We start from the raw sequence: 13074 nt of genomic DNA, 5'->3' as shown, positions 1-13074 counted from the left end.
GCAACTTCCGTTTCTGCAGCTGCAACAAATCAGTTGAATACGCTTATTATAATACAGGCCATTTCATTTGTCTTGCCTTGCCCAGAAAAAGACTATACAGTTTTATCATTCCTAACCATGATTTTTATGCATAAATCATGAGTAAAACGTATAACCCGAAGCAGTTCGCTTCGGGTCAGCCCGTCTGTCTTATTTCTGCAGTACCGGGAAGGTAGCCGACGCGTGTCCCATAACGGTCACCGTATAGTCGTCCTTTCCTTCCCGCTTCAATTCTTCCTGCGCCATAGTCCAGGCTTCTTCCAGCGTCGCCGCCGGAATCTGGCCGCTCTGGCGGATAATATCAAAGTTTTCCGGCCGGGTAACGACATATACCTGCTTCATGGAATTGATGATGCACCGCGATTTAAAGGCCACGAAGGCGGGAATCGAGAAATCAGCGCGCAAATCCCGTTCAAACTCTTCCATGTTGCTGCGGAAAAACCAATTGGTAAAAATAGCCGGTTCCTTAATGTCCGGGCAATCTAAGGTGAAAATCATAATGCCGCCGGGCTTCGTCGCAAAGACGGAGTTCATATGGGCCTTCATGCTTTGATACAGGTTCATGTCCTTAGGATATCCGCCGGCCGAACCGATAGTGACGTCCGACAGCTCCTGAATCGGAACGCTGGCAATGCGCAGTAAATCGTCGCATCCCTTTTTCCACGCTTCGTACCAGTGGCCGCCTACGACTTCGTATAACTCGCCGTCGGCCGTAAACACCGTATTGACCAGGTAGGCCGGGTTCAGCATTTCCGCCGCCTGACGCATGTCGTCATGAAGGGGGTTGTGTTCCAGCAAGCTCGTTTCGCATAAGGGATTGCAGCCGCCGCCAACGTCTTCTGTCAAGGCCATGGCGTGATTGCGCATAATCGTGTCGTATCCGGCAATGCCGGGCAGCACGGCCTTTCGCCCGCCGCCGAATCCAGCCATGGGATGGAAAGACACGGAGCCGGTCAAAATGACCTTATCAGCCTTAACCGCTTCGGCGTTGATATATACGTCGTTTCCATAGGTCGTCGTGCCGATGCAGGTCAAAGCCTCGTCGTTGCGGCAGTCGTGGTTGACGATGCGCAGGCGCTTCGCCATCTCCTGGCCGCAGACGATGGCGTCTTCTTCCGGCGTATGGGCCCGATGGGTGCCCTGGGCCGTAATGACGGTGATCTGCTCGTCCTTCACGCCGATGGAGTTCAATTCCTCTACGATAACCGGCAGCATGATATCCGTATGGACCAGGCGGGTAATATCGCTGACGATGATGGCCACGGTATCGCCGGCCTGGATGACGTCGCGCAGGGGCGCGCTGCCTACAGGCTGGCGCAGGGCCTGGCGTACTGCGGCCTGTTCATCGGCGGCGACGGTTACGTCGTTGCCGTGCAGGTCGTATAACATATGGCTTTCTTCCAACGAAACGGTTTGTGTCCCTTTGCCGCAGGGAAGCGAAAAAGTTTTCATGCACATATCCCCCTTATATAACAATAATTAACTAGCTTTCCTCATATATCTGTAAATAAATTCCATCGTCCCATGTATAACGCGACTAAGGAGCGCACCAGAAGCAGTATGAATAAGACGATGGTCAGCACGCACAAAAAATGTTCGTACTCGTCCATATTTTTCTCTTTATTTCTAACCAAGCTGACAAAATGCACAAACGAATGCAACATACTATCGCCCTCTTTACCGGCCTCGGCCGTTACGAATGAGGAAACAATTCATGAATCTGACGAGCCGACTCTTCGTCCTGTCTGATGCCCTTGAGGAGGGTTTTTTCCGAATTTTCCATATGCTTTTTTGCTACCTTGCGGGCCATGGCGCTGTTATGGTTGGCTATGTTTTCCACCATCTGCCGGTGTTCTTCCCACGTAGCAGCCAGGCGGCCCGGGTAATGCATGGATATGGAGCGGAAGCGGAGCATCTGCTCTCTCAGATTATGCAGGATGTCGACGAGGCGCTGATTCCGGCTGGCCTGATACAGGACGTCATGAAAGCGGACGTCAGCGTCGACGATCTTATCAAAGTCGTCGTGAGCCATGTATTCGTTGATTTCCACCAATATCCGCTCCAGCCGCTCCAGCTCATCCGGCGTAATGCGCTCGGCGGCCAGCCCGGCGGCCAGCTCTTCCAAAGCGCCGCGGATTTCAAAAACCTGGGAAATATCCTTCAGCGAAATATCGGCCACATAGGTACCGCGCCGCGGCACCATGACGACAAACCCTTCCTGCTCCAATTTGCGGATGGCTTCGCGGATCGGCGTCCTGCTCACGCCCAGCTCCTCGGCCAGGCGAATTTCCATCAACCGCTCGCCAGGCTTCAGCACGCCGTCCTTAATGGCCTGGCGCAGCACGTCGCTGACGACATCGCGCAACGGTCTATATACGTCTAACTGAATGGGCTCTAATTTATATCCCGTCGTTTTCTTCATATGGCTCGCCATTTCCTTCCACTAACGAACTTATATATACATCAATTCCCCGGTCTTTCGCCTCTGCGGCAACGGCCCTGTATATGTCGTCAGCCGATGCCAACGGCGGCACCAGGGCAAACACGGTAGGCCCGCTGCCGGCCATGAGAGGCCGCAGGCCCTGACGGCGCAGCATAGCCCGGCACGTTTCTATCATCGGCACGTCGGGAATGACCAATTCTTCAAAGGTGTTGCCCATATGGACTTCCAGCCCTTCAAAATCGGCAGCTTCTACGGCCTTTGCCGCCTCGTCTACGGCTATGCTCTGCAACCGGGGCGTCGTGTCGAATAAGGAATAGGCTTTCCCCGTGTAGACTGGCACCGGCGGATGAACGATGAGGACAGGCCGCGGCGGAAGCGGCGGCAGCGGCGTCAATACCTCACCGATTCCCCTGCCCCGCATCGTCCCGCCGCAGACGCAAAAGGGGACGTCGGCACCGATAGAAGCGCCGATGCGGCACAGTTCCTCTACCGTCAGGCCCAGCCGCCACAAGCGATTGAGCCCTCGCAGCACGGCCGCGCAGTCCGTGCTGCCGCCGGCCAGCCCCGCCGCGACGGGAATGTTCTTTTCAATGTGAATGCGAACGCCTTTCGGGCCGCAGCGGTACGGAAGCAGCGCCGTGTAAGCTTTATACGCTAAATTTGTCTCGTCGCAGGCCAGCGCCGGATTCGAACAGGTCAGCAAAAATTCATCTGCCTCTTCCAAGCGGATTACGTCGTGCAGGCCGATAGATTGAAATATCGTGTCGATATCGTGGTATCCGTCGTCCCGCCGGCCTGTAATCGCCAGGGCCAAATTAATTTTTCCGCAGCCTATCTCTTCTATCATTCCCAGCTCTCCATTTCGAATGAAAAATCTGCAATCTATATTGAATTAAAAAATTCCTATGTTATAATGTGAGACAACAACGGCAAACGGCCATTGTTATCCATTGCCACTGTACATACTGATGCAGCGGCGTTACTTTTAATTATACCGTTTTTTTCTTTATTTTACAATTCTTTCTGCATTTTTACAGGAGCAAAGAGCATGAAAACAACACAGGACACATCGCTGAAACAATTGGCAATTCCCTACATTGCCTCCTTCATCGGCTGTCTCATCGTAACCGTCGGCATGAATGCCTTTTTCATCCCCCATCACCTGCTCAGCAGCGGCATCGGCGGCGTAGCCATCATGTTTTACTTCGCCGTGGGCCTGCCTGTCGGCGTAGGTATTTTCGCCCTCAACATACCGATTATGATTGCCTGCTACAAATTCATGGGACGGCAGTATACCATCCTCAGCATCGTCGGCACGGCTATCTTCTCCGTGCTGGCCGACGCGACGGCCTTCCTTTCGACGTGGGACATCGTCAAGGACCCGATGATTTCCAGCATCACCGGCGGCCTGGTATCAGGACTGGGGTTCGGCATTTTATACAAATACAACGGCAACAGCGGCGGCCTGGACGTCGTCGGAGCCATCGTAAAGAAATACTATTCCCTGGAAATGGGCAACGTCGTCATGGTCATCAACTCCCTCATCCTCGTCGCCGCCGCCTACATGTTTTCCCTGGAAATGGCCGTTCTCACCTTCGTCAGCACCTATATTACGGCCTTCATTACCAACAAGGTCGTCATCGGCCTGAAGCAGCGGAAATCGGTCTTTATCATTTCCAACCATGCGGAAGAAATCGCCAACCTGCTCATGCGCTACATCGGCCACGGCGCGACGTACCTGTACGGCCAGGGAGCTTATACCATGCAGGATAAACGCATTATCTACGCCGTCATCAAGCTGACGGAAATCGCCAAGATCAAGGAACTGGTCAACAAAATCGACCCTGGAGCCTTCATGATCATCAGCGACGCCTCGGAAGTCGTCGGCCGCGGCTTTACAGGGCCGTCCGTAAAATACCACGATTCGCCGGGCGACGCTCTGAAAATGCCGCGAACCAAGAAAAATATGCCGCCGGAATATTAATCCGGTACATGCGCTGTCTGCTGTCCGTTACGGCAGGCAGCGATTTTTTATCCCTCGCCGCGCCTGTCGGGCAGCAAAAGAAAAGCCCATACCTAAGGCAGGACACAGCTCCTGCCTCTGCAAAGTTATTTTGACAGCAAATCACGGAAAAGACAGCCGCTGCGCCGCCTCAAAGCCCTGTCTTGGCGTATCCTCGCAATGACACACACAACCTATGACATCGCCGCCGCCCCGCAGCGGCAGCACATAAAATAATTAAACAGCCAGTCTTCAACAGACAAAGCATTGGCCAATTATATGTTTCTCGCCTTCCAGGAACTGCAAGCAGCGAGCTTCATTATAAGGAGGAATAGAAACAGGCAGCGGATATCAAAAAAACAGGAACCTGCCGAGGCAGATTCCTGTTTTAATTTCAAGTATATGCTTAGTGAACGAACATGCTCAAGCCGAAGTAAGCGCAGAGGCCAGCGACTACGATATAGATAACGAAGTACTTCGCAATGCTCTGCATAATGACGTTGGCCTGAATGCTCTGACGCAGGCTGTCCGCTTCGCCGCTTTCCACTTTCTTTTCAGAAATATAAGCTTCCAAGGCCGGAGCAACAGCGCCGATGCCGATAGCGATACTCTGCGGGGAGAACATCTTGCCGATGCCTGCGCCTGCGGAGTTCGTAGCTGCGAGCCACATAGCCAAGCCCGTGTCGCCGGGAACCATCTGCGCGGCAGCCGCCGTCTGCAGGGGCCCGAAGAGGACGTTGGCGTTCGTGCCGGAACCGGTGATGAATGCGCCGAGAGCGCCTACGAGAGGAGCAAAGGCCGGATACATGGAACCCGTCGCAGCGACGAGAGCGCCGGCGATTTCAGCGGTCATGCCGCTGTACGTCATCAATTTAGCCGTCATAACGACGCAGATAATCGTAACGTACGTAAATTTCAGGCCTTTGAAGGTATCCCCCAAAACGCCGAGCATTTTGCCGAGGCTAGCCTTCTGATACGCGCCGCCGAGGAATGCCGAGAGGAAGATCATGATGCCAGGCGTAGCAACCCATACGAAGGTATAGGGGGAAGCGCCGGGGCCGGCATAAATCTGAACAGACGTCTTAAATGCGCTGAGCGGGCCGTTGATGAACGGGAAGAACTTAGACGTAATGATTAACAACACGAAGATCAAGATAAACGGCATGGTCGCGCTGATACCTTCGCTGGAAGAAATCTGACGAACTTCAGCTTCGACGCGGTATTCCGGATCGTCGGTCTTGAAGATCTTCGCGCAGACGACGATGGAGCCCATGATAATAGCCGACGGAACGATAACGGACAGTTCAGGACCCATAGCCATGTTGATGAGCAATTCCGGAACGGACAGGGCCAAGCCGGAAATCAGGGTCGGCATGAATACGCCTTTCAGGGCTTTCGGGCCGCCGCCCATGATCATAACTACGAAGAACGGGCTTAATGTATTAAGAATAAAGAGCTGAATTGCAATGAACTGGCCCAGGCCGACGGAATCAAGATGCGTCAACGTCGCCAAGGTCGTCGTCGGAATAGCGATAGAGCCGAAGGTCGTCGGAACGGAGTTCGCAACCAGGCAGGCCAGGATAGATTTCAGCGGATGAAAGCCGAGGCCGACCATCATAGCCGCCGGAATTGCAACGGCCGTACCGAAACCAGCCATGCCTTCCATGAAGGCGCCGAAGCCCCAAGCCAAGAGGAGGGACAGGATACGCATATCCGAGCTTACAGACGTCAGCATCGTCTTAATCGTTTCCATAGCGCCGGTGCGGACGACGAGGTTATACGTGAAAATAGCCGACGTAATAACTAACAAAATAGGCCAGATAGCCAAGGCAACGCCTTCCAGCGCGCCTGTTGCCATGATGCCAGCTTCCTTACCGAAGGGCACGACGGCGACGATGAATGAAATAATTGCTGCAACCCCGCAGGCTTTCCATGCCGGTACTTTTAAAATGGACAAGGCAACGATAAGCCATAACAGCGGCAGTACTGCCAAAAATACCATCATAATCCAAATTCACCCTTTCATACATAAAAACAGAAAACATTACGAATGCCGCATACTCCAACGGCATTCAGCATACAATATTACTTTGCGCTCCTTTCCTTTTAGTAGTGTAAAGAATAACCTTTGTTATTATTATAATGCATGTATCGAATAATGCAACATACTATTTAATTATTGCAAGTATCGAATAATGCAACATACTATTTAATTATTGCAAGCAAAAAAATTTGCTATTCCTTTCGCTCATTTGTTTATCCAGGTTCTCTTAATATTTTTAACTTTTTCATTTAATATCTTACTATTTTCTGAATCTTTTCGCAAAGCAAAATATTTCCCCCATTTTCATCTATCGCACATTCGATATAAGCATACCGATTTATTCCACTTTTATATTTCTATGTATTTAATCGTATCATTTTTACTATGTTTTTTTTACATATATCCTTGACTCCCCTTCCCACAGCAAGGTAATCTATAGGCTGCCGCAGAAATTCCTGCAAACAGGCAATACAAAACTGAAAAAGTATGGTATAATAGGATGCAATCCGGAAGTTCTTTCAAAACATACGGAAAAGACTATACCAAGGAGGATGTATCATGGCAGAAATTACAAAAGATACAGGCATCATCGAAGCGGTTCAGAAATACCCCCAGATTCTCGAAGTATTCCAGCAATACGGTCTGGGCTGCGTCGGCTGCATGGCCGCCCATTTTGAAACGATTGGCCAGGGCGCCGGCGCCCACGGCATCGATGTAGACGCTCTTATCGCCGATCTCAACGAATGCATCGCAGCGAAGGGCTAATATCTTTCACATCATACACAGTAAAAAATAGGCCGCAGGCAGCGCGTCGAAGCGTTGTCCTGCGGCTTATTTCATGCGGAACGGCGGTATAGACGCCGTTTTATTTTACTTTAACAAAGCGGAAATCCTGATCTGCCTTCGGATACTTTGCCTTGTCCACTTCGCTCATGAAGTCCTTCAGCGGACGGGCGTAGGTCTTCATCGTATCCTGCAGCGCTTTATAGATGACGAACTTTTCACCTGTTTCCGTATGCTCTGCAATCGTAATGATTTCGTACATATTATTTTTAAAATGACGCCATATTTCATGGGCCTGCGGTAAATCTCTCATGAGTCTGAACCCCTCCTGCGCATATCTGATGTTCCTGCCGAATCTCATGTCCGGCATATTTTCTAAATCTGCCGTATCATTATACCATATTTCCATTAAAATGTCGTAAGCTCGTCGAAAATTTTTTCTGCGTAGGTATCGGTCATGCCGGCGATATAATCGATGCAGGCCAGCCGGTAGTCTTTTTCATCGTCGGCGATGCGGTACATCACAGCGTTTCCAAAGGCGTTGCCGAATTTATCCCGGCTGGCTACGGCCCGGCCAATATCGGAATACTTCTTCATGCGCTCCAAAAAATGTTTTCCTAAGGTGGGATAGTCCTGGCGCAGCCGTTCCAGCTCCTGAAGCGTATTGCCGCCGGCATAGCACGCCTTCAAAATGCCGTAAATCGATTCCAGAATCAGCCTGGCGTAGGCATGGTATACTTCCAGACGCTTGCTGCGGTAAATGTACTCGTAGTTGAACTTCATGACGTCGTCCATGAGCTTCAGATGGGACTCTGAAAGCACCAGCCCCTTCTCCGGAGTGCTTTCCCGGCAGATATCCGTAATCAGGGGATACATGATCGACGTATTGGTCAGGGATTGGAGATGGGCGTGAAGCTGCTCGTTCAGCCGCTGCTTCAGCTCGGCCAGGGGCTTGCCGTCTTCCGTCAGGATGCGCAGGCGCACGGCGTCTTCAATATCTCTGCCCAGATAGGCGATTTTATCAGCAATTTTGACGACGCATCCTTCCCAGGTATAGGGCTCATATTCGTTAGGACGGGTAATCGACTCCAGAGGGACGACATGTTCCCGAGGGCGCAGCACCGTCTGCCGCACTTCGCCGCAGTGATTGATAATGCCGTCGCGGACAGCGTAGGTCAGCATCATGTTTTTCATTTTCCCGGCTGGGTCCAGCAGCGTTTCCATATCGTCGACGACGCGGAGGCCCTGCCGTTCGTGCCAAAACGTCTCTCCCAGCTCGGCCTGGCTGATGCGGCTCAATACCCGTTCTCCCAAATGGCCGAAAGGCGCGTGGCCCAGGTCGTGGCCGTTGGCAATGGCGCTGATGAGCTCCGTATTCAGCCCCAAATACCGGCCGATGGTACCGCTTACGGACGCGACGTGATTGACGTGCTCAATGCGCGTGCAGATATGGTCGTTTTTCGTCGTAAAAAACACCTGGGTCTTGTGCTTGAGGCGGCTGTAGGCCGTCGAATGAAGAATACGCGTATAATCGCGGCCAAATTCCGTGCGGAAATCTCCTTCCCGACGATACAGGCTGCCTTTACGGCTGATGGCAATCTGCCAGTTCGGATGATGCTCGTCCATGCGTACAGAAGCAAAGGCCTTTTCCATCGTTTCACTCCTTTCTTGAAGCTGCAGCCGGATTCCAGAAAGCTTTATAGCTTCCGCAATTCCCGGATAGAAGCATGGGCCTGTTCAACATCGATGCGGTCGCTTTCCTTTTCGGCTACGTCCACGCCCAGGCGCTGCTTGGCCTCCTTTTTAATCAGCTTGTACAGGCCGGCGGGAAAATCGGGAACAGTCGTCGTGACGCCGCGGGGAAAGACGGCTTCTTTTTCCAGGGTGTAGCCTTCGGGATAGCGCCGCGACGCCCGGGGATGATACATGTCCAGATACAAGTAGTCGACGACCTTTCCGCTGACGTTGACCAGCTCAAATTTGTCGATGCGGCCGATCGTTTCAACCTTGTGAAAAAACACCATCGAGCCGGTGCTGCGCAGGCGGAGGCGCGACAAGTAGGTCATTTCGCCGAAGGGGCCGTTGACGGGTATGGGATTGCCCATATCGTGGCCAAACCGGCCGCTGCCCTGGGAAAGGACGTCGCAGTCTTCGCCCCCTTCTACTTCCGCTTTTAATTCCGGCGGCAGCGTTTCGTTCTGCAGCTGCGCCGAGTTAAACAATTTCAGCGCGTCGTCGTACATCTTTTCGCTGCGCGTCCTGTTTATATCTGATTTTACCAAAGCGTCAAAAAATCCCATGCTGATAAATTCCTCCTATATTACCGCTTATGGTGTTTATTATAGTATGCTTCTCCCCGTCTGTCGAGCTCGCCCCATATGAAAAATCACCTGCCGCGCGTACGTGCGGGCAGGTGAAAGGGCACATGGATTAAATATTGATTTCGTTCTTTTCCCGGTAAATAACCCAGTTGGCAATATTGTTGGCATGGTCGGCCATGCGTTCAATATATTTGACGATCAGCACGTAGGTGACGTACTGCTTGGAATTCTGGGAATCCTTGTTCATCTGTTCGGAAATTTCTTCCATCAGATGGGTAAAGGCTACGTCGACGACGTCGTCCTTATCCTTCATCAGATCGGCCTGAGCGCTGTCTTTGCCCTTGTAGAAATCGAGGACGTCGCTGACCATGGACGACATGACGCCGTACATTTCCCGCAGTCCCGGCGGCGGCGCGATGGGATGGCCCGTATCGGCCAGCAAATGGACGTACCGGCAAATATCCGCGCAGTGATCGGCAATGCGTTCCAAGTCAGACAAAATCTTCAGCGTGGCCATGAGACTGCGCCAATCGGCGGCTACAGGACTCTGGGTCATGCTGATGGTCAAGTCCATGCGCATGCATTCCCGTACCTTTTCGTCGATTTCCGTGTCGCCGTTATACACTTCGTCGGCCAATTCGACGTCAAAGGTTTCCAAGACCTTCCAGGTCTTATCGATGGCGGCCTCGATGCTGAGTCCCAGAGCAGACAGCTCTTGGTTCAGCACCTTCATAGAATTTTCATATGTTTGTAACATGCTTAACCTCCTATTAGCCGAAGCGGCCCGTGATGTATTCTTCTGTTTTCGGATTCGACGGATTGGTAAACATGTCGACCGTGTTGTTGTATTCGATCAACTCGCCCAGGAGGAAGAAGGCCGTCTTGTCGGAAATACGACGGGCCTGCTGCATGCTGTGCGTTACGATGACGATGGTATATTTTTCCTTCAATTCCAGCGCCAGGTCTTCGATCTTCTGCGTAGAAATCGGGTCCAGGGCCGACGTCGGTTCGTCCATGAGGATAACCGACGGATTGGCTGCCAGGGTACGGGCGATGCACAGACGCTGCTGCTGGCCGCCGGACAAGCCTAAGGCGCTCTTATGGAGACGGTCCTTCATTTCGTCCCAGCAAGCAGCGGCGCGCAGGCTTTTTTCAACGATTTCTTCCAATTCTTTTTTATTAGAAATACCCTGGATACGCGGCCCATAGGCAACGTTTTCAAAGACACTCTTCGGGAACGGCGTCGGCTGCTGGAATACCATGCCTACGCGATATCGCAGAGCCAGGGGATCGACTTCTTTAAAGATATCTTTGCCTTCAAACAGAACCTTGCCTGTAATACGGCAGCCTTCTACCCAGTCGTTCATGCGGTTCAGCGTCTTAAGGAACGTCGATTTGCCGCAGCCCGACGGCCCAATGAAGGCCGTAATTTCGTTTTTATTTATCTTCATGGAAATATCCTTCAGCGCCTGCGTCTGGTCATAGAATAAATCCAATCCCGTTACGTCAAAGGTTGCTTCCGTCAATTTTGCGCTTTCTTTTTCCAACTCACGAGTAGCTACAACATCCTGCGAAGCTTCTTTCTGCTGCGCTGCGCCATAGCCGGACAAGGTTGTCGTCAATTCTGCCATTATTTATTTCCTCCCATTTTCTTATCAATACGCCAACTCATATACCGCGCAGCCAAGCTGAACGATACGACGAGAATCATCAAGATAGCCGAAGACGTAGCAGCCTGCTGCGCAGCGTCGGCATGCAGCGCTTCCGTCCGAAGAGCCCAGATATGCAGAGCCAGGGTTTCACCGGGGCGGAAGGGATTCAGCGGACAAGACGTAGACGTAATGTCCCAGTTGGACCAGTTAATATCCGTCGACATACCGGCAGTAAACATCAGCGCGGCGGCTTCGCCGAATCCGCGGCCGGCGGCCATGATAAGACCAGTCATGATGCGGGGAAAACAAGCCGGCAGCAGTACGCGCCAGATCGTCTGCCAGTGGGATGCGCCTAAGCCGAGACTGCCCTGACGATAGCTGTCAGGAAGATTGCGCAGTGCGTCTTCCGTTACAGACGTGACCAGAGGCAGCGTCAAGATCGATACGGCCAGAGAGCCGGCGAATAGATTCCACTGCGAACCAGTCATAACGATAAATACTAGATAACCGAACAAGCCGACGACAATAGATGGCAGCGAAGCTAAGGTTTCAACAGCCATTCGAACCCAGTGGGTAATGCGGCCTTTTTTTGCATATTCAGCCAGGTAAATCCCAGCGGGAATACCCGTAATGGTACTGGCAATCAGCGCCAGGAATACCAGATATAATGTATTAAAGAACATGTTGCCCATGCCGCTTCCCGTAAAGGACAGCATTTCCGGCGTCATGCCGCTGAAGCCTTCGACAATAACAAACCCAACGAAGGCCACGAGCAGTACGACGGCAAATCCGGCGCCGCACAGAAACAGGCTGGTCATGATATTGTCCATTTTCTTTTTGGACTGTACACTAGTCATATATTATTTGCCTCCTTTTAAGCTGGAAGCTGCATTGAGCTGATGAATCAGGAAAATAAACAGGAAGGACAAGAGAAACAGGATAAGAGCCATTGTCCACAGCGCCGCACTGTATTCGCCGCCTTCCATAGCCCCGCCCATATCAGCGGAAATAGCCGTCGTCAAGGTGCTGGCCGGCAGGAATAGCGACGTCGGAAAGACCTTCATCTGGCCGATAACCATCGCAACAGCTAACGCTTCGCCGAGAGCACGGGCCAGACCGAGGATAATGCCAGTAAAAATGCCGCCCTTGGCTGCTGGAAGCACTACATGAGCAATAGTTTCCCAACGCGTAGCGCCCAAGCCGTACGAAGCTTCACGCCATGATTTCGGCACTGCCGCCATTGCGTCGGCTGCCATGGTCGTAATCGTAGGAAAAATCATGATGGCCAGCACAATGCCTGCCGCCAATACAGAAAAACCAAAGGGCATGGGGAAAATGCTGCGCAGGAAGGGAATCAGTACCGTCATGCCTACGAAGCCGTAGACAACGGAAGGAATCCCCGTAAACAATTCAATAGCCGGCTGAATAAGGCGGCGCGTCCGGGGAGACGCAATTTCCGTCATGAAGATCGCCGACGAAATACTTAAAGGCAGGGTAATAATCAGCGCCAACAAACAGGTCACGAGGGAGCCGGCCAGGAACTTGGCCGCGCCGACCTGGCCGCCGCCTTCTGCCGTATCGCTCGGATTCCATTCGCCGGAGAATAAGAACTCGCCGACGCCATGTCCAAACAGGAAAAAGGTATCTGTACCCTTTATAAAGAGAAAGGCCCCAATGAGAAACGGCACCAGTGCCATACCGATGCCGCATACTGTAATGAAGGTCCGGGCTGCTTTCTCGCTTCGGTGGGCTCTAGAGACCGCCGCTTCGATTGCATTCATTACATTCCC

13 protein-coding genes are annotated in these 13074 nt (G+C 52.1%); 2 read left to right on the top strand and 11 right to left on the bottom strand.

The features are described 5' to 3' along the window. Window positions 1–189: 189 nt before the first annotated feature. The 3 genes from larA to ispE form a co-directional block, all read right to left on the bottom strand. The gene (larA, locus tag CJ260_RS03680) at window positions 190–1491 is read right to left on the bottom strand and encodes a nickel-dependent lactate racemase (protein ID WP_095629207.1); all 1302 of its coding nucleotides are present in this window, start codon (window positions 1489–1491) and stop codon (window positions 190–192) included. 241 nt (window positions 1492–1732) lie between these two features. Then, window positions 1733–2461 (bottom strand): GntR family transcriptional regulator, encoded by a 729-nt coding sequence (locus tag CJ260_RS03675; RefSeq protein WP_095629206.1) that lies wholly within the window; start codon window positions 2459–2461, stop codon window positions 1733–1735. Then, window positions 2439–3329 (bottom strand): 4-(cytidine 5'-diphospho)-2-C-methyl-D-erythritol kinase, encoded by an 891-nt coding sequence (ispE, locus tag CJ260_RS03670; RefSeq protein WP_095629205.1) that lies wholly within the window; start codon window positions 3327–3329, stop codon window positions 2439–2441. The genes CJ260_RS03675 and ispE overlap by 23 nt, the downstream gene beginning before the upstream one ends. Window positions 3330–3530: 201 nt before the next feature. On the opposite strand from ispE, the gene CJ260_RS03665 reads away from it, so the two are divergent. Beyond that, window positions 3531–4466, top strand: a complete 936-nt coding sequence (locus tag CJ260_RS03665) for a YitT family protein (RefSeq protein WP_087476839.1) — start codon at window positions 3531–3533, stop codon at window positions 4464–4466. 424 nt (window positions 4467–4890) lie between these two features. On the opposite strand, the gene CJ260_RS03660 is transcribed toward CJ260_RS03665, so the two are convergent. Then, entirely contained in the window at window positions 4891–6486 is a 1596-nt protein-coding gene (locus CJ260_RS03660; RefSeq protein WP_369831686.1) for an L-lactate permease, read from the bottom strand. A 600-nt stretch (window positions 6487–7086) separates the two neighbouring features. On the opposite strand from CJ260_RS03660, the gene CJ260_RS03655 reads away from it, so the two are divergent. Beyond that, on the top strand, window positions 7087–7293 hold the full coding sequence (locus CJ260_RS03655) for a DUF1858 domain-containing protein (protein WP_087476837.1): 207 nt from the start codon (window positions 7087–7089) through the stop codon (window positions 7291–7293). A 100-nt stretch (window positions 7294–7393) separates the two neighbouring features. On the opposite strand, the gene CJ260_RS03650 is transcribed toward CJ260_RS03655, so the two are convergent. The 7 genes from CJ260_RS03650 to pstC form a co-directional block, all read right to left on the bottom strand. Further along, a complete protein-coding gene (locus CJ260_RS03650; RefSeq protein WP_087476836.1) occupies window positions 7394–7624 on the bottom strand; it encodes a DUF1653 domain-containing protein in 231 nt (76 codons plus the stop codon). A gap of 95 nt (window positions 7625–7719) precedes the next feature. Beyond that, entirely contained in the window at window positions 7720–8964 is a 1245-nt protein-coding gene (locus CJ260_RS03645) for a deoxyguanosinetriphosphate triphosphohydrolase family protein (RefSeq protein WP_095629203.1), read from the bottom strand. 44 nt (window positions 8965–9008) lie between these two features. Then, window positions 9009–9611, bottom strand: coding sequence for a hypothetical protein (locus CJ260_RS03640; protein ID WP_095629202.1), 603 nt, complete (start codon window positions 9609–9611; stop codon window positions 9009–9011). A gap of 130 nt (window positions 9612–9741) precedes the next feature. Continuing rightward, window positions 9742–10389, bottom strand: a complete 648-nt coding sequence (gene phoU / locus CJ260_RS03635) for a phosphate signaling complex protein PhoU (RefSeq protein WP_095629201.1) — start codon at window positions 10387–10389, stop codon at window positions 9742–9744. A 13-nt stretch (window positions 10390–10402) separates the two neighbouring features. Further along, a complete protein-coding gene (gene pstB / locus CJ260_RS03630) occupies window positions 10403–11263 on the bottom strand; it encodes a phosphate ABC transporter ATP-binding protein PstB (RefSeq protein WP_095629200.1) in 861 nt (286 codons plus the stop codon). Continuing rightward, on the bottom strand, window positions 11263–12141 hold the full coding sequence (gene pstA, locus CJ260_RS03625; RefSeq protein WP_095629199.1) for a phosphate ABC transporter permease PstA: 879 nt from the start codon (window positions 12139–12141) through the stop codon (window positions 11263–11265). Before pstA ends, pstB begins: the two co-directional genes overlap by 1 nt. Before the next feature lie 3 nt (window positions 12142–12144). Further along, window positions 12145–13065 (bottom strand): phosphate ABC transporter permease subunit PstC, encoded by a 921-nt coding sequence (gene pstC / locus CJ260_RS03620; RefSeq protein WP_095629198.1) that lies wholly within the window; start codon window positions 13063–13065, stop codon window positions 12145–12147. Window positions 13066–13074 lie beyond the last annotated feature (9 nt).

The organism is Megasphaera sp. ASD88 (genome assembly GCF_002287425.1).
Taxonomy (GTDB): domain Bacteria; phylum Bacillota; class Negativicutes; order Veillonellales; family Megasphaeraceae; genus Megasphaera; species Megasphaera stantonii.
Note: the sequence above shows the minus strand (reverse complement) of the source record. Positions and strands in the feature narration are given on the sequence as shown.

Bases quoted from the DNA above. Each gene is read 5' to 3' on its own strand.
- CJ260_RS03660 (WP_369831686.1), bottom strand. From the start codon at position 6,486: ATGGTATTTTTGGCAGTACTGCCGCTGTTATGGCTTATCGTTGCCTTG.
- ispE (WP_095629205.1), bottom strand. From the start codon at position 3,329: ATGATAGAAGAGATAGGCTGCGGAAAAATTAATTTGGCCCTGGCGATT.
- CJ260_RS03675 (WP_095629206.1), bottom strand. From the start codon at position 2,461: ATGAAGAAAACGACGGGATATAAATTAGAGCCCATTCAGTTAGACGTA.
- phoU (WP_095629201.1), bottom strand. From the start codon at position 10,389: ATGTTACAAACATATGAAAATTCTATGAAGGTGCTGAACCAAGAGCTG.
- pstC (WP_095629198.1), bottom strand. From the start codon at position 13,065: ATGAATGCAATCGAAGCGGCGGTCTCTAGAGCCCACCGAAGCGAGAAA.
- CJ260_RS03650 (WP_087476836.1), bottom strand. From the start codon at position 7,624: ATGAGAGATTTACCGCAGGCCCATGAAATATGGCGTCATTTTAAAAAT.
- CJ260_RS03645 (WP_095629203.1), bottom strand. From the start codon at position 8,964: ATGGAAAAGGCCTTTGCTTCTGTACGCATGGACGAGCATCATCCGAAC.
- CJ260_RS03665 (WP_087476839.1), top strand. From the start codon at position 3,531: ATGAAAACAACACAGGACACATCGCTGAAACAATTGGCAATTCCCTAC.
- CJ260_RS03640 (WP_095629202.1), bottom strand. From the start codon at position 9,611: ATGGGATTTTTTGACGCTTTGGTAAAATCAGATATAAACAGGACGCGC.
- larA (WP_095629207.1), bottom strand. From the start codon at position 1,491: ATGAAAACTTTTTCGCTTCCCTGCGGCAAAGGGACACAAACCGTTTCG.
- CJ260_RS03655 (WP_087476837.1), top strand. From the start codon at position 7,087: ATGGCAGAAATTACAAAAGATACAGGCATCATCGAAGCGGTTCAGAAA.
- pstA (WP_095629199.1), bottom strand. From the start codon at position 12,141: ATGACTAGTGTACAGTCCAAAAAGAAAATGGACAATATCATGACCAGC.
- pstB (WP_095629200.1), bottom strand. From the start codon at position 11,263: ATGGCAGAATTGACGACAACCTTGTCCGGCTATGGCGCAGCGCAGCAG.